21 protein-coding genes are annotated in these 24,286 nt (G+C 71.5%); 3 read left to right on the top strand and 18 right to left on the bottom strand.

Features of this window, described 5'->3' with window-relative positions; genetic code table 11:
* Positions 1–788 precede the first annotated feature (788 nt).
* Together AB0J66_RS26410 and AB0J66_RS26405 are read left to right on the top strand one after the other, a co-directional pair.
* Positions 789–1,550 (top strand): putative protein N(5)-glutamine methyltransferase, encoded by a 762-nt coding sequence (locus AB0J66_RS26410; RefSeq protein WP_364665709.1) that lies wholly within the window; start codon positions 789–791, stop codon positions 1,548–1,550.
* A 3-nt stretch (positions 1,551–1,553) separates the two neighbouring features.
* Positions 1,554–2,585, top strand: coding sequence for a hypothetical protein (locus tag AB0J66_RS26405; protein ID WP_364665706.1), 1,032 nt, complete (start codon positions 1,554–1,556; stop codon positions 2,583–2,585).
* Here AB0J66_RS26405 and AB0J66_RS26400 read toward each other — a convergent pair.
* From AB0J66_RS26400 to pepN, 7 genes are all read right to left on the bottom strand, one after another.
* The gene (locus AB0J66_RS26400) at positions 2,582–3,427 is read right to left on the bottom strand and encodes a DegV family protein (protein WP_364665704.1); all 846 of its coding nucleotides are present in this window, start codon (positions 3,425–3,427) and stop codon (positions 2,582–2,584) included. The two genes, AB0J66_RS26405 and AB0J66_RS26400, sit on opposite strands and share 4 nt — an antisense overlap.
* A gap of 28 nt (positions 3,428–3,455) precedes the next feature.
* Positions 3,456–3,866, bottom strand: coding sequence for a hypothetical protein (locus tag AB0J66_RS26395; RefSeq protein WP_364665701.1), 411 nt, complete (start codon positions 3,864–3,866; stop codon positions 3,456–3,458).
* 36 nt (positions 3,867–3,902) lie between these two features.
* Entirely contained in the window at positions 3,903–4,532 is a 630-nt protein-coding gene (locus AB0J66_RS26390) for a histidine phosphatase family protein (RefSeq protein ID WP_364665698.1), read from the bottom strand.
* Positions 4,529–4,918, bottom strand: coding sequence for a ribosome silencing factor (rsfS, locus tag AB0J66_RS26385; RefSeq protein WP_364666352.1), 390 nt, complete (start codon positions 4,916–4,918; stop codon positions 4,529–4,531). The genes AB0J66_RS26390 and rsfS overlap by 4 nt, the downstream gene beginning before the upstream one ends.
* Before the next feature lie 61 nt (positions 4,919–4,979).
* On the bottom strand, positions 4,980–5,564 hold the full coding sequence (gene nadD / locus AB0J66_RS26380; RefSeq protein ID WP_364665695.1) for a nicotinate-nucleotide adenylyltransferase: 585 nt from the start codon (positions 5,562–5,564) through the stop codon (positions 4,980–4,982).
* A 45-nt stretch (positions 5,565–5,609) separates the two neighbouring features.
* The gene (locus AB0J66_RS26375) at positions 5,610–7,115 is read right to left on the bottom strand and encodes an ATP-binding protein (RefSeq protein WP_364665693.1); all 1,506 of its coding nucleotides are present in this window, start codon (positions 7,113–7,115) and stop codon (positions 5,610–5,612) included.
* Between the two features lie 52 nt (positions 7,116–7,167).
* Positions 7,168–9,660 carry an aminopeptidase N gene (gene pepN / locus AB0J66_RS26370; RefSeq protein ID WP_364665690.1) on the bottom strand — a complete coding sequence of 831 codons (2,493 nt, stop codon included), beginning with the start codon at positions 9,658–9,660 and terminating at the stop codon, positions 7,168–7,170.
* A gap of 206 nt (positions 9,661–9,866) precedes the next feature.
* On the opposite strand from pepN, the gene trpS reads away from it, so the two are divergent.
* Entirely contained in the window at positions 9,867–10,841 is a 975-nt protein-coding gene (trpS, locus tag AB0J66_RS26365; protein ID WP_364665688.1) for a tryptophan--tRNA ligase, read from the top strand.
* Here the strand turns inward: trpS and AB0J66_RS26360 are convergent.
* The 11 genes from AB0J66_RS26360 to AB0J66_RS26310 all read right to left on the bottom strand — a co-directional run bounded on the left by AB0J66_RS26360 (position 10,830) and on the right by AB0J66_RS26310 (position 24,143).
* Positions 10,830–11,228: a GNAT family N-acetyltransferase gene (locus AB0J66_RS26360; protein ID WP_364666349.1), complete on the bottom strand. Its 399-nt coding sequence runs from the start codon at positions 11,226–11,228 to the stop codon at positions 10,830–10,832. The genes trpS and AB0J66_RS26360 overlap by 12 nt on opposite strands.
* Before the next feature lie 60 nt (positions 11,229–11,288).
* Positions 11,289–12,803 carry a GTPase ObgE gene (gene obgE, locus AB0J66_RS26355; protein ID WP_364665685.1) on the bottom strand — a complete coding sequence of 505 codons (1,515 nt, stop codon included), beginning with the start codon at positions 12,801–12,803 and terminating at the stop codon, positions 11,289–11,291.
* 79 nt (positions 12,804–12,882) lie between these two features.
* Positions 12,883–13,140, bottom strand: a complete 258-nt coding sequence (gene rpmA / locus AB0J66_RS26350) for a 50S ribosomal protein L27 (protein ID WP_097320297.1) — start codon at positions 13,138–13,140, stop codon at positions 12,883–12,885.
* A gap of 13 nt (positions 13,141–13,153) precedes the next feature.
* A complete protein-coding gene (gene rplU / locus AB0J66_RS26345) occupies positions 13,154–13,468 on the bottom strand; it encodes a 50S ribosomal protein L21 (RefSeq protein WP_360251737.1) in 315 nt (104 codons plus the stop codon).
* A gap of 167 nt (positions 13,469–13,635) precedes the next feature.
* Entirely contained in the window at positions 13,636–14,139 is a 504-nt protein-coding gene (locus AB0J66_RS26340; protein WP_364665681.1) for a hypothetical protein, read from the bottom strand.
* 118 nt (positions 14,140–14,257) lie between these two features.
* Positions 14,258–17,596, bottom strand: coding sequence for an Rne/Rng family ribonuclease (locus AB0J66_RS26335; RefSeq protein WP_364665678.1), 3,339 nt, complete (start codon positions 17,594–17,596; stop codon positions 14,258–14,260).
* Between the two features lie 152 nt (positions 17,597–17,748).
* On the bottom strand, positions 17,749–18,525 hold the full coding sequence (locus AB0J66_RS26330; RefSeq protein WP_364665676.1) for a TIGR03936 family radical SAM-associated protein: 777 nt from the start codon (positions 18,523–18,525) through the stop codon (positions 17,749–17,751).
* A gap of 1 nt (position 18,526) precedes the next feature.
* Positions 18,527–20,473: a TIGR03960 family B12-binding radical SAM protein gene (locus AB0J66_RS26325; RefSeq protein ID WP_364665673.1), complete on the bottom strand. Its 1,947-nt coding sequence runs from the start codon at positions 20,471–20,473 to the stop codon at positions 18,527–18,529.
* Between the two features lie 19 nt (positions 20,474–20,492).
* Entirely contained in the window at positions 20,493–20,837 is a 345-nt protein-coding gene (locus tag AB0J66_RS26320) for an STAS domain-containing protein (protein WP_364665670.1), read from the bottom strand.
* Positions 20,834–23,335: a SpoIIE family protein phosphatase gene (locus AB0J66_RS26315; RefSeq protein WP_364665668.1), complete on the bottom strand. Its 2,502-nt coding sequence runs from the start codon at positions 23,333–23,335 to the stop codon at positions 20,834–20,836. Before AB0J66_RS26315 ends, AB0J66_RS26320 begins: the two co-directional genes overlap by 4 nt.
* Positions 23,336–23,345: 10 nt before the next feature.
* Positions 23,346–24,143 (bottom strand): alpha/beta hydrolase, encoded by a 798-nt coding sequence (locus tag AB0J66_RS26310; RefSeq protein WP_364665665.1) that lies wholly within the window; start codon positions 24,141–24,143, stop codon positions 23,346–23,348.
* Between the last annotated feature and the right edge of the window lie 143 nt (positions 24,144–24,286).

Raw genomic sequence — 24,286 nt, 5'->3', positions numbered from 1 at the left:
CAGATGGGAAGGCGGGAGGGGCGGCGGCGGGGACGAAGAGGCGGGTGGAAGAGGTGGAGGGGGACGAGGGTATGGGCGGGTTGGGCTCGTCCCCCTCCGGCAGAACCCAGGCCGGCGGCGGCAGCGGACGCCGCTCGGGCCCGGGCGGAACTGTGGCCGCCGGGCGAAGCACCGGCCGCGCGGCAGGAAGCGGGTCGCTTTCCGCGATCAAGTCGCCGAGATGTGACCGCTCGAGGTCCACGTAATCGACGCCCCCGCCACTCGCCGGCCTCATCGCCGCCGGCGGAGTTTCAGCCGGCGCAGGATGCCGAGAATTAGCTGTGCGGACCGGGCCCGGCGGCGTCGCCCACGCCGACCCCGCTGGAAACCGGGCCTCCCCCTCCGAACCGGCGGTAGCAAAGCCGGCGGGGGAAGCATCAGCGGCGGACGGCGGTGCCGGAGAGGGCGCGGCCGAGAAGGGCGGCACCCCCTCCGGGTCCAGGTCGACGTCGTCCGGCCAGGCGGGGATGATGTCCGACCAGTTCAGCGGCTCGCCCACCTCCGACAGCTCGGACAGCCCGCCCGGCGCCGGAGGGCCGCCGAGCAGGCCGCCCGGGGGTGGCGTGATGCCGCGGGGCGGCCCGGTCAGGGCCGCCCGGAGCCTCTCGGTGACGGCGTCGTCAGCACTCTTCCGCTCTCGCACGCCCCGGACGTTAGGGACTTCCGCGACCCCGCGCGGAGCCCGCTGTGGACAGCGGTGCATTGTGGATAACCCACCGACCCGCCCCCGACCGTGCTATGGGAAGCCTGTGACGATCACCGAATCCGCCCTGGCCACGGCCATCGAGCAGCTCCGCGCGGCCGGCTGCGTCTTCGCCGAGGAGGAGGCCGGCATTCTGGGCACGGCCGCGCCGGATGACGCCACCCTGGCCGCCCTGGCCGCCCGGCGCGCGCAGGGCGAGCCCTTGGAGCAGGTCGTCGGCTACGCCGACTTCGGCGGCATTCGGATCAAGCTCCGAAAGGGCGTCTTCGTCCCCCGGGTACGCAGCGAGCTCCTGGTCCGCACCGCCCTCGCGGAAAACCCGAACCGGGTCCTCGACCTGTGCTGCGGCTCCGGCGCCCTCGGTCTAGCCGTAAAAAGCCGCAAAAACATCGAACTCCATGCGACCGACATCGACCCCACCGCCGTAGCCACCGCCCGCGACAACGGCGTACCCCACACCTACCAGGGCGACCTCTACGACCCGCTCCCCCGCGATCTCCAGTTCGATGTGATCCTCGCCAACGTCCCTTACGTGGCCACCGCCCATCTCCCGTTCCTCCCGGCCGAGGCCCGCGACCACGAACCCCCCACCGCCCTCGACGGCGGCCCCGACGGCCTGGACATATTCCGCCGAGTAATCGGGAGCGCTCCCAGATGGCTGGCCGAAAACGGGGTACTGCTCTCGGAGATCACCGAAGCGCAGGAGGAGATTGCCGTCCGGACCGTGACCTACCAGGGTCTGGACGCCGACGTGATCTACGACGATGATCTCGAAGCGCGAGTGATCCGAGCCCGGAAGAGGGAGTAGCACATGGGCGTGCTGCGGAGGCTGGCCCGGGCCCGCCTGGCCGCCCGGGTGATGCGGCGTCTGCGCCGCGCGGGCGCCACCGGCGTGCGCTACGACGCCCGTACCTTCCAGATCCGCTGGTCGGCTCCCGGCGAGGACGTCCCGACCATCGTCGAGCTCGCCGACTTCCCCAGCGCCCGGAGGAAGGTCGTAGACCATCATCTGGCCGGCGTCCTACTTCCGGCCGGCCTACCGCCGGCCTGGTCGGAGGTACGCCCCCTGCTGCGCCCGGTCCTGCGCGGTGTCACCCCGGGCGCCCCGCTGCGCCGCCCGGTCCTTCCCTTCCTGTACGAACACGTGGTCGTCGACCATCCGGAGACGATGACCTACGTGACCGCCGACCAGCCGGCCCGCTGGGGCGTACGCCCGGAGCAGGTCTTCGCCGCCGCCCGGGCCAACCTCTCCGGCGCCGTCCTGCAGGGCGAGGCCACCGACCCGGTGGTGGTCCACTTCGTCGACGACGGCGACTCGTACTGGGTCTCGCACCTGCTGTTGGAGCACTGGCTGGAGCGCCTCGCGGCGCAGGTCGGCGGCGTCCCCGTGGCCTTCGCCCCCGAGCGCGGCACCCTGCTGGTCACCGCCGACGGCAGCCGGCATCTTCCCGGCCTGTTCGCCCGGGCCGAGGAGATCTACGCGAAGTCCCTGCGGCCCATCACCCCCATGGCGTACGTCAGTGACGCGCACGGTTGCACCGTGCCCTACGACGCCCCGCCCGGCCATCCCCTGCACCAGGCGGTCGGCCGGGCCCGGCGCATCCTGGCCGTCCAGCAGTACACCCTGCAGAAGGCCGAGCTCGCCGACCCGGCGGCCGACCTCGAGCTGATCGGCGACGAGGCGACCGGCTGGCGCACGCGGGCGGTCTGGACCGGCGACGGCCCGGCCCTGCTCCCCGAGGCCGACGAGGTCCGGTTAGGAGATCGGGTCGTCTCCTGGGCCGACTTGAGTCCGGCTCGCGAGGACGGCTACGAACCACCGCGGTGGAGTTTCAAGAACTAACGGCGGTGTACGACCACGCCGGCCAGCCCGGGCCCGACGTGCGCGGCCACCGCGGCCCCGATCTCGGTGATGTAGCAGTCGCGCATCCGGTCGCCGAGGCGCATCGCCACCGCGTCGGCCAGCGCCGTCGCCCGGTCGTGGGCCTCCAGGTGGTGCACCGCGATGTCCACCTCGCCCTCGCCGGAGGCCTCGACGGCGAAGTCGACCAGCTTGGCCAGGGCCCGCCCGGCCGTACGCACCTTGTCCCGGACGACGATCGCGCCGTCCACCACGTGCAGGATCGGCTTGACCGACAGGGCCGTCCCGAGCAGCGCCTGGGCCGCGCCGATCCGTCCGCCCCGGCGCAGGAACTCGAGCGTGTCGACGTAGAAGAGCGTGCTCACCCGGGACGAATGGGTGACCGCCTGCTCGCGTACGGCCGCAAGATCTTGACCGTCGGAGGCGGCCTTGGCCGCCGCCAGCGCCGCGAAGCCCAGCCCCATCCCGGTGGTTCCGCTGTCGACCACCTGGACGGCGGGCCCGAGGTCGGCCGCCGCCAGCGCCGCCGCCTCGTACGTGCCGGAGAGCTTGGCCGAGAGGTGGACCGAGACGATCCCGTCCGCCCCGGCCTTGAGCAGCGCCTGGTAGGCCTCGGCGAACTGCGACGGGGCGGGCCGGGACGTGCTGACCTGCGAGCGCCGGCCGCCGAGGGCCCGGGCCACCTCCGACGGCTGGATCTCGAGTCCCTCGAGCCCGTCCACACCGTTGATGACGACGGTCAGGGGCACGACGGTCAGGTCATACGTGCCGGCGAGCTCGGCCGGGAGGTACGCGGTGGAGTCGGTGACGACCGCGACGGGCATGCGGGCACGTTAACAGCACCGGCTGTGGTCAGGCCGCGCGGATCGACGTCACCAGGAAGGGGGTGCCCTGCTGGCAGGTCGACATCATGCCCTGCTGGGCCTGGCCGACCACGGTGACCTTGGCGCCGACCTTGGCGTCGCGGCGCATCGCGGCGTCGTCGAAGACCAGCAGATAGGACCCGGAAGAGTCGTTCAGAAGCAGGCAGTTGGGCTCGACCCCGGCGGCGACCGTGCCGGTGATCGTCTTGGCGCCGGCCGCCGGGCGGCTGGGCTCGCCGGTCGGGCCGGACGGCTTCCCGGTGGGCACCGGCATGTCGATCACCTCCGAGGCCGAGGGGCTGGGGCCGGAGGCGGCCGGCGCGGCGGCCGGGTCACTGCTGGCGCAGCCCGCGGCCAGCACGAGGAGCAATACGGCAGGAACCAGACGAGTCGTCAGCATGATGCTTGGACGCTACCGGATCATCGGCGGTTCCCTTCACACCGGCGGCGGCGAGGGCTTGTCCGTGAAGGGGCCGACGTTGTACGTGGCCAGTTGCCACCCGCGGTCGTCGTCGTGCGACAACTCGACCCAGTGACAGTTCTGCAGCGCGCGCAGGCTGCGCACCTGGTCCATGGACCAGCCGAGCACCCGGGCGACGCCCTGCCGGGCCGCCGCGCCGTGCGTGGCCACCACGACCGTGCCGTCGGCTGGCACCGTGGCCGCCGCGTCCCGCAGCGCGTCGGCGACCCGCAGGCCCAGCGCGTCGAGCGTCTCGACCTCGCCGCCGACCTCCTGGCCGGCCTTCCACGCCACGTACTGCTCGGGGAAGCGCGCCTGGACCTCGGTCATGGTCAGGCCCTGCCAGGCGCCGAAATAGCGCTCGCGGAGCCGCTTGTCGAAGCTGATCGTCAGGCCGCTGAGGGCGGCCAGCGCGGCCGCCGTGTCCGAGGCGCGCTGCAGGTCGCTGGCCACGATCGCGCCGGGCCGGAACTTGATCAGCAGCTCGGCCGCGTCGACGGCCTGCTGACGACCGAGGTCGTTGAGCGGCACGTCGGTCTGGCCCTGGACGCGTGAACCGGCGTTCCAGTCGGTGTTGCCGTGCCGCCAGACGATCAGGCGGGTCACTGAGCGTCCGCGTCGGCCAGATCCCGGTCGACGAACGGCATGGTGGGGCAGTCCTTCCAGAGCTTGTCGAGGGCGTAGAACTCGCGCTCCTCGGCGTGCTGGATGTGAACGACGATGTCGACGTAGTCGAGCAGGACCCAGCGGCCCTGGCGCTCACCCTCACGGCGGACCGGTTTCGCCTTCTCCGGCAGGTTGAGCAGCGCTTCCTCGACGGCGTCGACGATGGCGATGACCTGCCGCTCGTTGGAGGCGGAGGCGATCACGAAGGCGTCGGTGATGTAGAGCTGCTCGGCGACGTCGATGATGACGATGTCCTGCGCCTTCTTGTCGGCGGCGGCCTGCGCGGCGGCCATCGCCAGTTCAAGAGCGCGTTCGGTAACGGACAAGAGCATCCCCTCGGTTTGGTGTCCAGGTACGTCAAGCGTCTCACACGCGTATGACATTCCCTTAGCCCCGATAGAGGCCCCGCTTGTTGATGTATTGCACGACTCCGTCCGGCACCAGGTACCAGACCGGCTTGCCGGCGGTGGCCCGGGCCCGGCAGTCGGTGGAGGAGATGGCCATCGCCGGCACCTCGACGAGGGTGACGCTGTCGCGCGGCAGATGCTCGTCGGTCAGTTCGAAACCGGGCCGGGTGACGCCGACGAAGTGGGCCAGCGAGAACATCTCCATCGCGCTCTTCCAGCCCAGGATGCGCGAGAGGGCGTCGGCCCCGGTGATGAAGTAGAGCGTCGAGTCGGCCCCGTAGACGGACCGCATGTCACGCAGGGTGTCGATGGTGTAGGTGGGGCCGTCGCGGTCGATGTCGGCCCGGCTGACGTGGAACCGCGGGTTGGAGGCGGTCGCGATCACCGTCATGAGATAGCGGTCCTCGGCCGGCGAGACCTTGCCCTTCTCGTACGGCTGGCCCGTCGGCACGAACACGACCTCATCAAGATCGAAGCGAGCCTGCACCTCGCTCGCCGCGACCAGGTGCCCGTGATGGATCGGGTCGAACGTTCCACCCATGATCCCGATTCGGCGTCCACCCATCAAAAAAGGATAGATCCATTTCCACCAAGGGCGCGGGTGGGGCGATCAACCATCCAGGCGCTTACGCACGGCTGCGAGAAGGTCGTCCGCTGTGAACGGTTTCTCCAGCAGCGCCACGCCCGGGTCCAACGTGCCCTGCGAGTGCAGCACCGGTTGCGCATAACCGGACATATAGAGCACCCGAGTATCCGGCCTCTCCCGGACCAGCCGCTCCGCCAACTCCTTGCCGAGCATCCCCGGCATCACCACATCGCTCAGCAACAAGTCGATTTGCCCGGAATGCCGTGCCGCCACATCCAGCGCCTGAGCACCACACTCCGCCTTCAGAACCTGGTAGCCCGCCCCCGACAGGATCCGCCCGGCGACGTCCCGCAGCGCGGCCTCATCCTCCACGACCAGCAGCGTCTCCCCGTGCCCCTGGGTCGACCCCGCCGGCACCGCCGCCGCCGGCGAAGACTCCTCCCGGGCCCCGGCCGGCAGCAGCACGGTCACCGTCGTCCCGAGACCGGGCTCGGACGTGATGCCGACCTCCCCATCAGCCTGCGTGACGATGCCGTAGACGGTGGCCAGCCCCAGCCCGGTCGCCTCCCCGCTGGCCTTGGTGGTGAAGAACGGCTCGAACGCCCGCTCCACCACCTCCGGCGTCATCCCTTTACCGGAGTCGGACACCCGCAGCCGCACCTGATCACCGTGCCGCCCGGTGTCGATCACCAGGTTGCCCCCGGACGGCATCGCGTCGCGGGCGTTGAGCGCCAGGTTGACCAGCAGCTGCTCGATCTGGCCGGGATCGCAGGTCACCGGGGGCAGGCTCGCCTCGGGCCTGAAGATCAACGTGATGTGCTCGCCGATCGAGCGCCGCAGCATCGCCTCGACCCCGGTGATCACCTGGTTGAGGTCGAGGACCTGGGGCCGTACCACCTCGCGCCGGGCGAAGGCCAGCAGCTGATGGGTCAGGTCGGTGCCGCGCTTGCCCGCCTTGATCACCTGCTGGGCGTCGGCCGCGATCATCTTGACGTCCGGCTGGTCCGCCTCCGCCTCCTCGACCACGAAGCTGGCGTAGTTCACGATCACGCCGAGCAGGTTGTTGAAGTCGTGCGCGATGCCCCCGGCCAGCTGCCCGAGGCTTTCCAGGCGCTGGCTGCGGTGGATCTGGGCCTCGGCCCGGAGCCGGGCCTTCTCCTGCTCGGCCCGGTCCCGCTCGGAGAGGTCGCGCACCACGGCCAGCGCGAGCCGGCCCTGCGGCGTGTCGATGATCGACACCGAGGACTCGACCGGGATCTCGGAGCCGTCCCGGCGCCGGACGGTGGTCGTGACCGCCCCGATCGGGCCCGGACGGCCCTCGTCGATGCGCCGCCGGCGCTCGGGGAGCATCGTCCGGGCGTCGTCCGTGATGAGCTCGGTGATGTCGCGGCCGACCAGTTCGTCCCGCCCGTAGCCGTAGAGCTCCAGGGCGCGGTCGTTGACGAGCACGATCGTGCTGCCGGACATCACCAGGATGGCGTCCGGGGCGGCTTGCAGCAGGCCACCGGCCAGTTCCTCGGACCACTCCACGCCTTCACCCCCGTTGATCTACGAGGGTATCGGCTCAAAGCGGGGCCAAAGGTCAAAAACGCGCAGCGAGCGCCCGGCGGAGGTCGTCGTCGGCGTCGAGAACCACCCGCCTGAGCAGCGGGTCGAGGTCGTCCGAGCCCAGCAGGCCGGCCGCGAGCCGCCTGGTCTCCGCCTCCACCATCACGGCCGGGTAGGCCAGACCGGCCGTACGCTCGGCGCTCATCCCCGAGCGAAGCCGCATCATCCCGGGCATCTCGGCGAAGTACCGCGCCACGTACGGGCGGACCAGGTCGAGCTGCTCGGCCTGCCAGAAGCCGGAGGCGGTCATCTCGACGAGCCGGTTCGAGAGCTTGTCGTCCCCGATGATCGCCTCCCAGGCCGCCGCCTTGGCCTCCGCGTCGGGCCGGGCGGCCCGCGAGCGGGCGGCCCACTGCTCGCCGGTGGCGCTGCGGTCGCGCTCGAACTCGGCGTCGATCATCTCGGTGCCGGCCGCGCCCAGCACCGCGAGCCGGTAGACGATCAGCCAGCGCAGGTCGGCGTCGACGGCCAGCCCGGCCGGCACCTCACGCCCCTCCAGCCAGCCGCGGAGGCGCTCGACGTCGACGGTGGCGCCGATCAGGCCCCGGGCCGCCGCCAGCTGACGCGACCCGCCGGGCTCGGAGACGGCAAGCAGCCGGTCGGCCGCCTGCGCGACGAGCTCCAGAGCGGCCGGGCGGGTCTCCGGGGTCGAGTAGCGGTCGACCAGGCTGCGGGTGGCCCGCAGCACGTCCTCGATCACCACGACCTCGGACTCGACCGGCAGCGCGGTCAGGACCAGGGTGACCAGCTCGGCCACCGGGCGCTCGCCGTCGACCACCGCGTCGAGGGTGGCGGCCCAGAGCACGGCCCGGGCCAGCGAGTCGTCCAGCAGCGGGAGCAGGGCCGGCACGGCGGCGGTGGACTCCTCGTCCAGCCGGATCTTGGCGTACGTGAGGTCGCCGTCGTTCAGCAGCAACAGGTCGGCCACCGGCTCGCCGGCCAGCTCGCCGATCTCCGTACGGCCGGTGGCCTCGATCTCGACCTCGAGGCGCTTGCGCAGCACCACGGCGCCGTCGGCCCGGTCGTACAGCCCGAGGCCGACCTTGTGCGGGCGCAGCGTCGGGAACTGCTCCGGCGCGGTCTGGAGGACGGCCACCGACGCGTACGCCCCGCCGTCCCGGACCACCTCGGTGCGCAGGGTGTTGACCTGGGCCCGCCGCAGCCAGACGTCGGCCCAGGTGGTCAGGTCGCGCCCGCTCGCGGCCGACAGGGCCTGGAGCAGGTCGGCCAGGGTCGCGTTGCCGTAGGCGTGCGCCTCGAAGTGCGCGTTCACGCCGGCCAGGAACGCCTCGTCGCCGACCCAGGCCACCAGTTGCTTGAGCACGGCCGCGCCCTTGGCGTACGAGATGCCGTCGAAGTTGAGCAGCGCCTGGTCGGTGTCGGTGACCTCGGCCGGCGCCACCGGGTGGGTCGAGGGGTGCTGGTCGGCCCGCAGGCCCCACGCCTTGCGCTGCATGGCGAACGTGGTCCAGGTGTCCGGGAAGCGGGTGGCCTCGGAGGCGATCCGGGTCCCGAGGTACTCGGCGAACGACTCGTTCAGCCACAGGTCGTCCCACCAGGCCATGGTGACCAGGTCGCCGAACCACATGTGGGCCATCTCGTGGGCGATCACGTTGGCCCGGTGCTCGCGCTCGCTCTCGGTGACCGCCGAGCGGTAGATGAACTCGTCCCGGAAGACGACCAGGCCCGGGTACTCCATCGCGCCGAAGTTGAATTCCGGGGCGAACGCCTGCTGGTAGTGCCCGAACGGGTAGCGGATGTCGAAGATCTGGTGGAACCGGTCGAGGCACTGCTTGGTGACCTCGAAGATCTCGGCCGCCTCGGCCTCCAGCGGCTCGGCCAGCGCCTTGCGGGCGTAAAGGGCCAGCGGGATGCCGTCGTGCTCGTCGGTGACCGAGTGGTACGGGCCGGCGATCAGCGAGCACAGATAGGTCGAGATCGGCCTGGTCGGCGCGAACTCCCACCGCCCGTCCTTGCCCGCCACCAGCGGCCCGTTCGCCGCGACCAGCCAGCTCGCGGGCGCGGTCACGCTGACCCGGAAGGACGCCTTCATGTCGGGCTGGTCGAAGCTGGGCAGGATCCGCCCGGCGTTGTTGATGAACATGTGCTGGTAGAGGTACGTCGAGTCGTCCGCCGGGTCGACGTACTTGTGCAGGCCCTCGCCGTTGTTCGAGTAGCGCATGACCGCGTCGACCACGAGCTCGTTGTGCTCGGCGAGGTCGCTCAGGTGCAGCCGCTCGCCGTCCATGGCCCCGGCCGGGACGGGCGCGCCGTTCAGCGTGATCGAGGCGACCGAGACCGGCTCGAACTCCAGGAACGTGGAGGCGCCGGGCCGCGAGGAGAAGCGCACGACGGTACGGGCGCCGAACGTGTCTGTTTCGCCGGTCAGGTCGAGGTCGATCTCGTACTCGTGGACGTCGACGGTGGCGGCGCGGGCGGTGGCCTCGGCGCGGGTCAGGCTCGGCATGACGACAATCATGCCGGTATTCACCATGGCGTCACACCACCACCCCGTTGCTATGGTGGAGTCATGCGTTGCGCGACCCGGAACTGGTGGCTGCCCTAGACGGGCGGCTACCCCATCGCGCAGAAGACGGCCGCCCCCTCCGGGCGGCCGTTCGCATGAGAAGGGTCCCGGAGGAGGGCGTACACCCGACCCGGAAGGACCCCACCATGACCCGCCGCCTCACCGGCTTCCAGCCCACCGGCAACCTGCACCTCGGCAACCTGCTCGGCGCGATGCGCCCGCTCGTGGCCGCCCAGGACGACCCCGGCACCACCAGCTCGATCGCGATGATCGCCGATCTGCACGCGCTGACCATGGAGCATGATCCGGCCCGGCTGCGGGCCAACACCGTCGAGGCGGCCACGCTGCTGCTGGCTGCCGGCGTCGACCCGGACCGCACCGCCCTGATCGCCAACTCACAGGTGCCGGAGCACTCCGAGCTGCACTACCTGCTCGAGTGCGCCACCGGCTACGGCGAGGCCGCCCGCATGATCCAGTTCAAGGAGAAGTCGGCCGGCGGCGGCCCGGTGCGGCTCAGCCTGCTCACCTACCCGGTGCTGATGGCGGCCGACATCCTCGTGCACGACGCCGGCCACGTGCCGGTCGGCGACGACCAGAGCCAGCACCTGGAGCTGGCCCGGACGATCGCGACCCGGTTCAACCACCGCTACGGCCCGACCTTCACCGTGCCCGAAGGCATCCGTCCCGAGGCGGCCGAGCGGATCATGGATCTGACCGAGCCCACCCGCAAGATGAGCAAGAGCGCCGCCAACCCGGCCGGCCGGATCGGTCTGCTCGACCCGCCCGACGTGATCCGCCGCAAGGTCGCCCGCGCGGTCACCGACACCGCCGGCGTCGTCCGCCACGATCCGGAGAACCAGCCCGGCGTCACCAACCTGCTGGAGATCCTGCGCGCGTGCACGGGGGCCGAGCCGGGCTCGTTCACCTCCTACGGCGAGCTGAAGCGGGAGGTCACCGACGCGGTCGAGGCGGTCCTGGCGCCGATCCGGGCGCGGCACGCCGAGTTGACCGACGACCCCGGCCACGTCCAGAAGATCTTGGCGGAGGGCCGGGCCCGGGTGCGGCCAAGGGCCGAGGAGACCGTACGCCGGACGCGCGCCGCCCTAGGTCTACTGAACTAACGCCGCCAGGCGCTTCACGAAGGCGCCGCCGGCCTGGTCGTAGCCGGACGACTGGAACAGGGCGACGGCCGCGGGCGAACACGGCCCGGTCTCCAGCCGGATGACCGAGCGGCCCGCGGCCAGCGCCTCCTCCTCGATCCAGACGATCAGCTGGCGGGCGATGCCGCGGCCGCGGAACGCCGGCCGGACGTACACCCGCTGGAGCTCGGCCACCCCGTGACCGGGGGCCGGGCGCCAGGCCGCGCAGGCCACCGCCCGCCCGTCGACCACCGCTATCAGATAGCGGGCGTCGTCGTCGGGGGTGAACGCCGTGGAGCCCAGCTCGTGCTGCTGGGCCGCCACCAGCGCGGCGAGCTCGGGGTCCAGGGCGGGCCGCGCTTCGATCATCACGACGGTGACTCTAAGCGACGCCCGTTTCCGGATGGTTGACGCAATCTGGACGACTCGCTATTCGGCGGTGTCGTCCTCGTCGCCGTCGTCCTCCGAGTCCTCCACCAGCACCGGGCGCTTGGCGTTGGACACGCTCGTGACCGTGCCGTCGGCCGCCATGTGCAGCAGCTCGTCGTCCGAGCGGACCCGGCGGGCCTTACGGGCCGCGAGACGCTGGGCGGCACTGGCCCGGCCGCTCTCCTCCTCGAGGCGGGCGTCGGTGCCGCGCGGGCCGGCCACGAACTCGCCGGCGTTGGGCTGCCAGTCGAACTCGCGGGCGCCGATCCGGACCGGGTCGCCCGCCTGGGCGCCCTTCTTGGCCAGCATGTCCTCGACCCCGATGCGGTCCAGCCGGTCGGCCAGGTAGCCGACGGCCTCCTCGTTGTCGAAGTTGGTCTGGCGGACCCAGCGCTCGATCTTGGCCCCGCGGACCACGAAGACGCCGTCCTCGTCCTGCTCGATGGTGAAGCCGGAGTCGTCGACGGCCTGCGGGCGCAGCACGATCCGGGTCGGCTCGGGCTCGGGCTGGGCCAGCCGGTGCTCCTCGACCACCTTGGCCAGGGCGTACGTCAGCTCCTTGAGCCCCTCGCGGGTGATCGCGCTGACCTCGAAGACGCGGTAGCCGCGGGCCTCGAGGTCGGGGCGGACCATCTCGGCCAGGTCGCGGCCGTCCGGAATGTCGATCTTGTTGAGCACGACGAGCCGCGGACGGTCCTCGAGACCGCCGTACGCGGACAGCTCGGCCTCGATCGCGTCGAGGTCGGCCAGCGGGTCGCGCTCGATCTCGGGTGCGGCCGCGTCGAGCACGTGCACCAGCACCGAGGTGCGCTCGATGTGGCGCAGGAACTGCATGCCGAGACCCTTGCCGGTGGCCGCGCCGGGGATCAGGCCGGGCACGTCGGCGATGGTGAAGATCTGGTCGCCGGCCTGCACCACGCCCAGGTTGGGCACGAGCGTGGTGAACGGGTAGTCGGCGATCTTCGGCTTGGCCGCCGAGAGCACCGAGATGAGCGAGGACTTGCCGGCCGACGGGAAGCCGACCAGGCCGACATCGGCCACGCTCTTGAGCTCGAGCACGACGTCGAGCTGGTCGCCCGGCTCGCCGAGCTCGGCGAAGCCCGGCACCTTGCGGCGGGTGTTGGCCAGCGAGGCGTTGCCCCGGCCGCCGCGGCCGCCGCGGGCCACCTCGAAGGTGGTGCCGGCGCCGATCAGGTCGGCCAGCACCTCGCCGTCGGCGGTCTGCACGACCGTGCCGTCGGGCACCTTGAGCACGAGGTCCTTGCCGTTGGCGCCGTCGCGGTTGGCGCCGGCCCCGCCGCCGCCGTTGGATGCCTTGACGTGCGGGTGGAAGTGGAAGTCGAGCAGCGTGTGGATCTGCGGGTCGACGACCAGCGTGACGCCGCCGCCGTGCCCGCCGTTGCCGCCGTCGGGGCCACCGAGCGGCTTGAACTTCTCCCGGCGGACCGAGACGCAGCCGTGCCCGCCGTCACCCGCCTGCAGGTGCAGCACAACCCGGTCGACGAACGTGGTCACTGCTCGAACTCCTTCAACTGCTCAAACAAAAGAAAGCGGGCCACGGACCCGTAAGGTCCGCGGCCCGCTTCTGAAAAACTTACTCCGCGGCCGGAACGATGCTGACGGTCTTGCGACCGCGCTTCGTGCCGAACAGGACGTTGCCGGTCGCCAGGGCGAACAGCGTGTCGTCGCCACCACGGCCGACGAGCTCGCCCGGGTGGAACTTCGTGCCGCGCTGGCGGATCAGGATCTCGCCCGCGCTGACCAGCTGGCCACCGAACCGCTTGACGCCGAGCCGCTGGGCGGCGGAGTCACGGCCGTTGCGCGAGCTGGAAGCACCCTTTTTGTGAGCCATGAGTGATCCGCCCCTACTTCCCGCTCTTGATGCCGGTCACCTTGACGCGGGTCAGCGGCTGGCGGTGACCCTGGCGCTTGTGGTAGCCGGTCTTGTTCTTGAACTTGTGGATCCGGATCTTCGGACCCTTGGTGTGCTCGGCGATCTCGCCGGACACCGTCACGCTGGCAAGCTTGGCCGCATCGGTCACCAGGTTGTCACCGTCGACGAGGAGGACCGCGGCGAGCGTCAAGGCATCGCCGGGCGCACCCACGAGCTTCTCGACCTCGATCACGTCGCCCTCGGCAACCTTGTACTGCTTGCCGCCGGTCTTGACGATCGCGTACATCGGACGCGGACTCCCTGAGACTTACGCAGCGAAAGGCACTGCTTGGCGGATGGTGCTTGTTTCCCCACACACACCCGAGGCGGGTGGACACGGAAACACGACGCTAGAAAAGCGCCGTCCGAAAGCGTACTTCATCAGCGGGCCCTTCCCCAAACCGGGGATGAGGGTCAGCCGTTTCCGCACGCTTTGTCGAGTGTACCTGTGAGCTCGGCCAACTTGTCACCGTCGATCTTGGTGAGGTCGCCCTTGAACGTCGCGACCTGCTTGCTCATGCCGGTCAGCGCCTTCTTGAGCGCCGGGTCGGCCGTGAGCTTCGCCATGTCGGCCAGGGCGTACGAGTGGCTCATCATGTCCCGCTCGACCTTCTGGTCGGCCCGCTGCTTGGCCTCGGCACCCTGGCCGGCCGCCTCCGCCTGCAGCTTGATGTCGGCGATGAAGGTCTGGCCGAAGGCGCTGCTGACCCGCCCGGCCTGGGCGCAGATGGCCTCGGTGTCGCTCGACAGGGCCGCGTCGGCCGAGGCCGCGACGGACGGGTCGATCGGGGCCGGCGGGACAGCTGAGGCGGCGGTCGGGGCGGGAGCCGCCGCCGGGGCCTGACCGGTGCCACCGCCGGAGCAGGCGGCCAGGAAAAGAAGGGACACGGCCGCCAGGGCCGGCAGGGAAACACGCATGGGGACTCGGTCTCCTCGGGGGGAACGGGGATCGATCCCGCGAGGGTAACCGACACGGACGGCAAAGGGCGGCTCGGTAGTAAACTTTCTTTACCGAACCGCCCTTTCCTACCCCTGATCAGGGACGCGTACGCCTCCGCGTGCCCCCGCGGCGCGACCGTCGCCGGGCCGCTCCGGCACCCACCGGCTCGTCGTCGTCCTCGTCCTCGTCGTCGTCGGCCGCGTCCGGGTCGTCGGCGCCGGTCAGGCGCAACGGCTCGGTCTCCTCGTCGGCCGCCGGCGCCTCGTAGCGGGACAGGTCGTAGCCACTGATGTCGTAGTCGTCATCCGGCTCGGCCGCCGTCAGCTTGGCCCCGGGCGTGACGATGCCGGAACCGTGCACCGGCGGCAGCTCGGCGACCAGGGCGATCGGGCTCTCACCGGGCTCGCTGACGACCACCTCGGTCGGCGTCGCGGGCGGGTTCTCGAGCAGCTCAGCCGGCGGCTCGACCTCGGCCGGCGCCACGACCTCGACCGGCGCCGCCTCGGCAACCGGCGCCGCCTCGGCGACCGGCGCGCTCTCGCCCCCGCCGCCCCGGCGCCGCCGGGACTTGCCCTCCTTCGGCGCCTGCGGCTGCGGCGGGGCCTGCGTGGTCGTGGCCGCCGCGACGGCCTTGACCTGGTTGGCCGCGCCGTTCGCGCGCTTCTCCGGCACCGGCTCGGTGTGGATCAGCACGCCGCGGCCCTTGCAGTGGTCGCAGGTCTCGCTGAACGCCTCGAGCAGGCCCGCGCCGATCCGCTTGCGCGTCATCTGCACCAGGCCGAGCGAGGTGATCTCGGTGACCTGGTGCTTGGTGCGGTCGCGGCCCAGGCACTCGGTGAGCCGCCGCAGCACCAGCTCGCGGTTGCTCTCCAGCACCATGTCGATGAAGTCGATGACCACGATGCCGCCGAGGTCCCGCAGCCGCAGCTGCCGGACGATCTCCTCCGCCGCCTCGAGGTTGTTGCGGGTCACCGTCTCCTCGAGGTTGCCGCCGGCCCCGGTGTACTTACCGGTGTTGACGTCGACCACCGTCATCGCCTCGGTGCGGTCGAAGACCAGGTGGCCACCCGAGGGCAGGAAGACCTTGCGGTCCAGGCCCTTGAGGATCTGCTCGTCGATCCGCTTGTCGGCGAAGACGTCGCCCGTGCCGGTGTAGCGGTGCATCCGCTCCAGCAGGTCCGGCGAGACCGACTCGAGGTAGCCCTCGAGCTCGTTGTAGGTCTGCTCGCCCTGCACGATCAGCTCGCGGAAGTCCTCGTTGAAGAGGTCCCGGACGACCCGGATGACCAGGTCGGGCTCCTCGGAGAGGGCGGCCGGGGCGTGCCCCTCGGCGGCCTTGCGCTGGATGTCCTCCCACTGCGCCTGCAGCCGCTTGACGTCGCGGGCCAGCTCGTCCTCGCTGGCGCCCTCGGCCGCCGTACGGACGATCACCCCGGCGCCGTCCGGCACGAGCTTCTTGAGCACGTCACGCAGGCGCTTGCGCTCGTTGTCGGGCAGCTTGCGGCTGATCCCGGACGCGTTGCCGTTGGGCACGTAGACCAGGTGCCGGCCGGAGAGGGCGATGTGGCTGCTCAGCCGGGCGCCCTTGTGCCCGATCGGGTCCTTGGTCACCTGCACCAGCACCGAGTCGCCGGAGCGCAGCGCCTGCTCGATCGAGCGGGCGCGCCCCTCCAGGCCGGTGGCGTCCCAGTTGACCTCGCCGGCGTAGAGCACCGCGTTGCGGCCCCGGCCGATGTCGACGAACGCCGCCTCCATGCTCGGCAGCACGTTCTGCACCTTGCCGAGGTAGACGTTGCCGACCATGGTGCCGGAGGTGCTGCGGGAGACGTAGTGCTCGACGAGCACGCCGTCCTCGAGCACGACGATCTGGATCCGGTCCGGCTTCTGGCGCACGACCATGACCCGGTCGACGGCCTCGCGGCGGGCCAGGAACTCCGACTCGCTCAGGATCGGCGGCCGGGTCCGGCGCTGCTCACGGCCGTCGCGGCGGCGCTGGCGCTTGGCCTCGAGCCGGGTCGAGCCGGAGACGCCCTGCACCTCGTCGCTGCGGCGCGGCTCGCGCACCCGCACGACGGTGTGCACGCCGTCCTCGATACCACCGGTCTCGGCGTCGCCGCTCGAGCCCTTGCGGCGGCGACGGCGGCGACGGCGGGTCACGCCCTCGCCGTCACCTTCGTCCGACTCGTCCTCTTCGTCCGACTCTTCGTCGGCCGACGCCTCGGCACTCTCGTCGCCCTCGTCCTGATCGCCCTCGTCGGACGGGCCCTTACCGCGGCCCCGGCCCCGGCGGCCCCGGCGGCGACGGCGGCGACCGGCGGCGGAGTCGTCGTCCTCGTCCGACTCGTCGTCGATGCCCTCCTCGACGTCGTCGGCGGTCTCGTCGACCTCGTCCACCACCGGCTCGGCCGTGGTGTCGACGGCCTCGGCCTCAGGCTGCTCCTCGACGGCGCCGCGACGGCGACGGCGGGTGCGCCGGGTGCCCTCGGCGGGCTCCTCGACGACCGGCAGGTCGGCCACCTCGGCCTCGGCCTCGCCGACCGGCTCGTCGACGGCCTCGGTCACCGGCGGCACGCTGGTGGCGCCGCGACGGGTTCGACGGGTGGGTGCGGGCGCCACCTCGGCCTCGGTGGCCTCGGGTGCGGTCACCGGCGGAACAGCGGCCGTGCCCCGGCGGGACCGGCGGGCGGGCGCGGGCGCCGCCTCGGCCTCGGTCGGGTCCGGCGGCATGAACAGCACGGCCGGCGGCAGAGCGGCGGCCCGGCGGCGGCTGCGCGGGGCCGGCTTCTCCTCGACGAAGTCGGCGTCCAGCGGCAGCACGCCGATGACCGTGGTCTCCTCGGCGGCGGCCTCGGCCTCCTCGTCCGGCGCGGAGACGGCCGGCTCCTCGCCCGCGATCACCTGGGCGACCGGGACCGGCTCGATCGGCGCGGTGGCGGCCACGACCGGCTCGACCGGGGCCGGCTCGGCGACACCGGCGGCGGCCGGAGCCACCTCGGCGGGCTCGACCGGCGCCGGAGCGGCGGCCTTCTTGCGGCGGGTGCGCTTGGCCGGGGCGGCCGGAGCGGCCCCCTCGGCGGGCGGCTCCTCGGCCGGCGGCTCCTCGCCGGCGGCCGGAGCGGCCGCGGGCGCCGCAGCCTTGCGGCGGGTCCGCTTCACCGGCTTGGCCGGCGCCTCGTCAGCCGCCGGGGTGGCGGCCTCTGGGGTAGACGCTATGGGTTCGCCCGGGCTCGCGGCCGCCTCGGAAGCGGTCGCGGCCTCGATGGCCGCGCCGGGGGCGTCGGCCGGAGGCGGGGCCGCCGGCGCCGCTGCCTTGCGGCGAGGGGCCCGCGCACGGCGAGCGGGAGTGGTGGCTGCGGCGGTCTCGGGCGGAGTGACTGCTCCGTCCCGCTCACCGCCCTGGTCTCCCGAGTTGTCTCGGGGCTCGTTATCGAGCATGGGGCGCTCTCCAGTTCTGGCGGCCCCGGGCGCGTTGGAGCGCTGCCACGCAGGGTCGCCGCAAGTTTTTCGGTCCCGCCGGGTCAACCGGCGGGCTTCCGAAGTCTGTCAAGGGCGCCGGCTGCAGCTAGCGCCCTCCGATGGAGGCGTCCTTACCCAGGAAGGGCTGTCTCCCGATCCGCATTCAACGGATCGACGATCTCCCCCTGCGCGGTGAGCATGCCCTGGGCCAGCCGGGTCACCCGCGGGGGCACCGGCGGCTCCAGGCCCGCTACCGCGCGCAGGCCAGAAAGGACGTCATCGGGCCGTACGGCGGGCGTCACCTGTCGTACGACAAGGTCGATTATCGCACACGGTGCGCCGTCCGCCTCGGAAGGTAGGTCGGACTGCTGCGTCACAGCGATGCGGGTCACTGCCTGGCGGGCGTCGAAGGTCCGCTTGCCCTGCTTCGTCATGCGCTCGACCAGCACTTCTTCGGCATCCTGGAAGGCTTTGACGGCGGCCTGGGCCACGGCCGGGTCGACGTCGGAAAGTTCCAGGCGCCAGTGCGAGGCGTCTATCCGGTCGGCCAGGCTGCCCCCGCCCTCCCGGGCGATCACGGACTCGAGCACGTCGAGGCCGGGCGAGAGGGCGGCGTCGAGGGCGATCCGCAGCTTCTCCGGGTCGACCTCGGCCTGCAGGCCGATCTCCAGGTATTCGGCCTCGCTCCCGACACCGGTCGGCGCGGCCGAGGCGTACGAGATCTTGGGGTGCGGGGTGAAACCCTGGGAGAACGCGATGGGCACGCCGCCGCGGCGCAGCGCCCGCTCGAAGGCCCGGGCGAAGTCGCGGTGCGAGGTGAAGCGCAGCGGCCCGCGCTTGGCGTAGCGCAGGCGGACACGCTGAACGACCGGGGCCTGGCCACCGACGGGCTGATTCTTGGGCGCCATGTCAGGCCGACACTCCCAGCCGGTTCCCCACGGGGGTCAGCGGCAGCAGCTTCTTTCCGGTGGGGCCGATCTGGATCTCGGTGTCCATGGACGGGCAGACGCCGCAGTCGAAGCACGGGGTCCAGCGGCAGTCGTCCTGCTCGTACTCGGTGAGCGAGTCCTGCCAGTCCTGCCACAGCCAGTCCTTGTCGAGACCCGAGTCGAGGTGGTCCCAGGGGAGCACCTCGAGCTGCTCGCGCTCGCGGGTGGTGAACCAGTCGAGGTCGACGCCGAACTGCGGCAGCACCTCGGCCGCGGACTCGACCCAGCGGGCGTACGAGAAGTGCTCGCTCCAGCCGTCGAAGCGGCCGCCCTTCTCCCAGACCCGGCGGATGACCGCGCCGACCCGGCGGTCGCCCCGCGAGAGCAGGCCCTCGATCAGCGACGGCTCGCCGTCGTGATAGCGGTAGCCGATGGCCCGGCCCAGCCCCCGGTCGCTGTTGATCTCCTGCTTGAGCATCTTGAGCCGGGCGTCGATGACCTCGGGGCGCTCCATCGCGGCCCACTGGAACGGGGTGTGCGGCTTGGGCACGAACCCGCCGATCGACACCGTGCAGCGGATGTCCTTGGTGCCGGCGGCCTCGCGGCCGGCCTTGATCACCTCGTGGGCCATGTGGGCGATCTCGAGGACGTCCTCGTCGGTCTCGGTCGGCAGGCCGCACATGAAGTACAGCTTGACCTGGCGCCAGCCGTTGCCGTACGCGGTGACGACCGTCCGGATCAGGTCCTCCTTGGTCACCATCTTGTTGATGACCTTGCGGATGCGCTCCGAGCCGCCCTCGGGAGCGAAGGTGAGGCCGGTGCGGCGCCCGTTGCGGGAGAGCTCCTGAGCCAGGTCGATGTTGAAGGCGTCGACCCGGGTCGACGGCAGCGACAGCGAGACGTTGGTGTCCGCGTACTGCTCGGCCAGGCCGGAGCACATGTCGCCGATCTCGGAGTGGTCGGCGCTCGACAGGGAGAGCAGACCCACCTCGGAGAAGCCGGAGAACTCCAGGCCCTCCTTGACCATCTGGCCGACCGTGGTGATCGAGCGCTCCCGGACCGGGCGGGTGATCATGCCGGCCTGGCAGAAACGGCAGCCACGGGTGCAGCCGCGGAAGATCTCCACCGCATACCGCTCGTGGACCGTCTCGGCCAGCGGGACCAGGGGCTTCTTGGGGTAGGGCCAGGCATCGAGATCCATGGTCGTGCGCTTGGCCACCCGGAAGGGCACGTCCGGCCGGTTCGGCACGACGCGCTGGATGCGGCCGTCGGGCAGGTAGTCGACGTCGTAGAAGCGCGGGACGTAGATGCTCTCGGTGCGGGCCAGGCGCAGCAGCAGCTCGTCGCGGCCACCGGGGCGGCCCTCGGCCTTCCACTCCCGGATGATGCCGGTGATCTCGAGCACGGCCTCCTCGCCGTCGCCGAGCACGGCGGCGTCGATGAAGTCGGCGATCGGCTCCGGGTTGAAGCTGGCGTGACCGCCGGCCAGGACGATCGGGTCGTCCTCGGTGCGGTCGGCGCTGTCCAGCGGGATGCCGGCCAGGTCGAGGGCGGAGAGCATGTTGGTGTAGCCGAGCTCGGTGGCGAACGAGAGGCCCAGCACGTCGAACGCTCTCACCGGGCGGTGCGCGTCGACGGTGAAGGCGGGAACGCCGTTCTCCTTCATCAGCGCCTCGAGGTCGGGCCAGACCGCGTACGTGCGCTCGGCCAGGACGTCGGGCTGCTCGTTGAGCACCTCGTAGAGGATCTGGACGCCCTGGTTGGGCAGGCCCACCTCGTAGGCGTCGGGGTACATGAGAGCCCAGCGGACCGTGGTCTCGTCCCAGTCCTTGACGACGGCGCCGAGCTCGCCGCCCACGTACTGGATCGGCTTGCTGACCCGGGGCAGCAGCTGCTCGAGCTGCGGGAAGACGGAACGTACGCTCATGGGGGTCCAGGGTACGCGGTTAAACCTGAAGATCCGCCGCCGCCCGGTCGAGGTCGGTGGCCAGGACGTCCTCGCGGAACGAGCACAACTGCAGCGTCATCCGGGCGGCTCCCCGCTCCCCCACGACGAGCCGCGTGGGGGTCCCGTGATCGGACAGGTCGCCCACCAGGGCGTCCAGCAGCCGCACGCCGGCGCTGTCGAGGAACGAGACCGTCCTCAGGTCGATCAGCACCTTGCCGGCCCGCTGCAGGCGCTTGACGATGGCCTGGCCGATCTCCGGGGCGTTGGCCAGGTCGATCTCTCCGGTCAAGCTGACCAGCTCCGCGTCGCCGAATTTGGCGAAAGTCACCCACTGATCGGTCACTCGTCCTCCCCGCGGCTGCGCCGCATGGTGACGGTCGTGCCGTCGCTGCGGTCGAACAGCACCTGATCCATCGACTCCCTGATGAGCTGAAGCCCCCGGCCCCGGGAGACGTCGCCGATCGGGCCGCGCCAGGTGCCACGGTCGGTCACCCGCACCTCGACCGCGTCGGCGGTCACCGTGGCGACCACGTCGATCATGCCGAACGGGTCGTCGCGGTAACCGTGCTCGATCGCGTTGGCCACCGCCTCGGAGCAGGCCAGCAGCACCGCGTCACGGGCCTCGGCCCCGACCCCGTGCGCCACCAGCCAGCCCCGCAGGTCGGCCCGCAGCAACGCGATCTGCATCCGGTCGGCGCCGATGGTGCGCTCGATGCGCTCCTCGGTGCCGAGCGTCAGGCAGAGCATGCAGACGTCGTCCGCGTGGTCCTTGCCGACCAGGGTGTCGGCCAGCCCGGCGGCGAGCCCGGGCAGCGGCGCGTCGCGGCGCCTCGCGTACTCGCGGGCGAGGATCTCGAAGCCCTTGTCGATGCCGCGGCTGCGCCGCTCGATCAGGCCGTCGGTGTAGAGCAGCATCCGGCTGCCGGGGGTGAGCCGGCGGCGGTGCTCGGTGCGGTGGGTGTTGCCGGCCCGGCTGCCGATCGGGGCCGAGCGGGCGTGCATCAGGAACTCCGGCGAGCCGGCCGGCTCCTGCAGCAGCGGCGGCAGGTGACCGGCGCAGCAGTACGCCACCTCGCCGGTGGTCAGGTCGACCTCCGCGTAGGCCACGGTGGCCATCCGGGCCGGCTCGACCCGCTCGCAGAACCGGTCCAGGCCCTCGATCACCCGGGCCGGGCCGTTCTCGTTGGAGGCGAGCGCGCGGACCGCGCTACGGAGCTGGCCCATCGTGGTGGCGGCGTCGATGCCCCGCCCGACCACGTCGCCGACCACCACGGCCAGCTTGTCGACGGTGATCAGGAAGGCGTCGTACCAGTCCCCACCGACCTCGAGATCCTGTCCCGAGGCCTGGTAGTAGGTCTCGACCGCGAAGCGGTTGTCGCCGGTCGGCAGGTCGCCGGCGAGCAGGCTGCGCTGCAGGGTCCGGGCGATCTGCCGTTCCTGCTCGTAGAGCCGGGCGTTCTCCAGGGCCAGCCCGGCCCGGTCGGCCAGGTCGCTCAGGAAGGCCCGCTCGGCCGCGGCGTCGCGGCGGTCGGGCGCCATCCGCAGCGCCAGCGTGCCCAGCACCAGCCCGCGGGCGGTCAGCGGCAGCACCGAGCAGTCGAGCAGATCGGGGTCGGCCGCGAAGATCGGCTCGCCGGTGGCGGCGACCTGGCCGAGACGCTGCCGCAGCAGCTCGGTGTCGGGGGCCGGGCTGCCCTTCTGCTCCTCGATCGGCACGGCCCCGACCTGCAGGCGTACCTCGGCCCAGTCGGCCACCTCGGGCACGAGCCGGTCGAGCAGGCGGCGGATCCGCGGCTGCAGCCGGTGCACCTCGTCGAGGGCGCCGGTCGTCTCGGCCAGGAACTTGCTGCGTTCCTCGCGCCGGCGCGCGTCGTCGTAGAGACGGGCCCGGTCGAGCGCCTGGCCGGCCTGCTGGCCGAGCAGCCGGACCATGCGCAGCTCGCCGTCGCTGAGCTGGTGCTCGCCCTTGAAACTGAAGGCCAGCACGCCCAGCGTGACGATGCCGGCCTGCTCGTCGGTCGGACCTGTGGTCAAGGGCAACAAAACGACAGTGTTGCGCCCCGAGCGGCGCATCGAGTCGACCAGGTCGGGGAAGTGCTCCTTGGCCTCGGTGAGCGAGGCGACCACGTGCAGGTCGCCGCGCTCGGCGACCCGGGCCACGGCGCGCGGGGACGAGCGCGGCATGTCGTCCCAGTTGCCGGTGGTGGGGTCGGTCGAGGCCACGGCCACGATCTGGTCGCGCTCGGTGTCGACCAGGTAGATGCTGCTGCTGGCGGCGCCGAAGGCCGACTCGGGGGCGCGGACCACCGACTCGGCCACCTCGGCCTCGGTCGGCGCGGCCGACAGGTCGGCCACTATCTGCTGCAGCACCCGGACCCGGCGCTCGGACGCCTCGGCGATGTTGCGGGCGAGCAGCAGCTCCTTCTCGTACTGCCGCCGCTCGGACGCGTTGAAGATCATCGTCCGGATCGCGCGCGGCTGCCCGGCCTTGTCGCGGCCCAGCGTCGAGTTGACCAGGGTCGGCAGCTGCCGCCCGTCGGCGCAGACCACGTCGAAGGCCAGCTCGTGCACCTCGTCCTGCATGCGCAGCAGCGGGGCGTAATGGGTCTCGTGGTAGATCTGCCCGCCCGAGCTGAGCAGGTCACGGAAGCGCCGGTGCCCGACCAGCTCGCCGCGCGTGTAACCCGTCCAGGTCAGGAAGGTCTGGTTGACCCGGACGATGGTGCCGTCCGGCAACGTGGTCAGGTACCCGCACGGCGCGTGCTCGTACAGGTCGTCAGGGTCTTCGTCCCAGGGCAGCCGCAACTCCTGCGTCACGTCCGGCCCACCAGAGTCACTCACGGTCCGCTTCTTACAGCCAGGCCTTCATGGCGTCGGTCATCTCCTCGGGAGCACTCAGGTTGGGGCAGTGCCCGGTGGCGTTGAGCCGGACCAGGGTGCTGCCCGCTGTGTGCTTGTGAACGTAGTCACCGACGAAGTCGGGTGCGATCACATCATCCGAGCACTGGAGGATCAAGGCAGGGGTACGCAACTTGAGCAGATCGTCGCGGTTGTCGGAGAGGAAAGTGACCCGCGCGAACTTCTTGGAGATCTCGGGATCGGTCCGGCAGAAGCTGTTGGTCAGCTCCTCGCCCAGCTCGGGCCGGTCCGGGTTGCCCATGATGACCGGCGCCATCGTGCTCGACCAGCCGAGGTAGTTGCTGTCCAGCGAGTCGAGCAGCGAGTCGATGTCGGCGCGGTTGAAACCGCCGACGTAGTTTTCGCCGGGCTCGTTGATGTAGCGCGGGGACGGGCCGACCAGCACCAGCTTGGCGAAGCGCTCGGGCTCCTGCACGGCGGCGATCACGCCGATCATGGCGCTCACCGAGTGGCCGACGAAGACCACGTCCCACAGGTCGTGCTCGTGCAGGATCTCCAGCAGGTCGTCCGCGTAGCCGGCGAGGCTCGAGTGACGCTGATCGTCGTAGGCCGACAGGTCGGACCGGCCGTTGCCGACGTGGTCGAACAGGACGAGCCGGTAGTCATCCGCGAAGGCCGGAGCGACGAGGCGCCACATGTTCTGGTCGCAGCCATAGCCATGCGCGAACACCATCGGCTGACCGGTGCCGTTGCCGGTCAACGTGACGGCATTTCTCTGTGTCGTTCTCATGTCCCGGTAACCATACGGCTCCAGAGCGTTCCGCACATCGCCCTGGTTGTCCGGCATCTGCATCCGATTTCGGCGTCTTCGCTTTCCCGAAGGGGTGGCGCACCGCATTTAACCTGGGACAAGACCCTGGCCGGAGATCGCGG

Origin of the sequence: Actinoplanes sp. NPDC049598, from assembly GCF_040675435.1 — a bacterium.
Lineage (GTDB): Bacteria > Actinomycetota > Actinomycetes > Mycobacteriales > Micromonosporaceae > Actinoplanes.
Note: the sequence above shows the minus strand (reverse complement) of the source record. Positions and strands in the feature narration are given on the sequence as shown.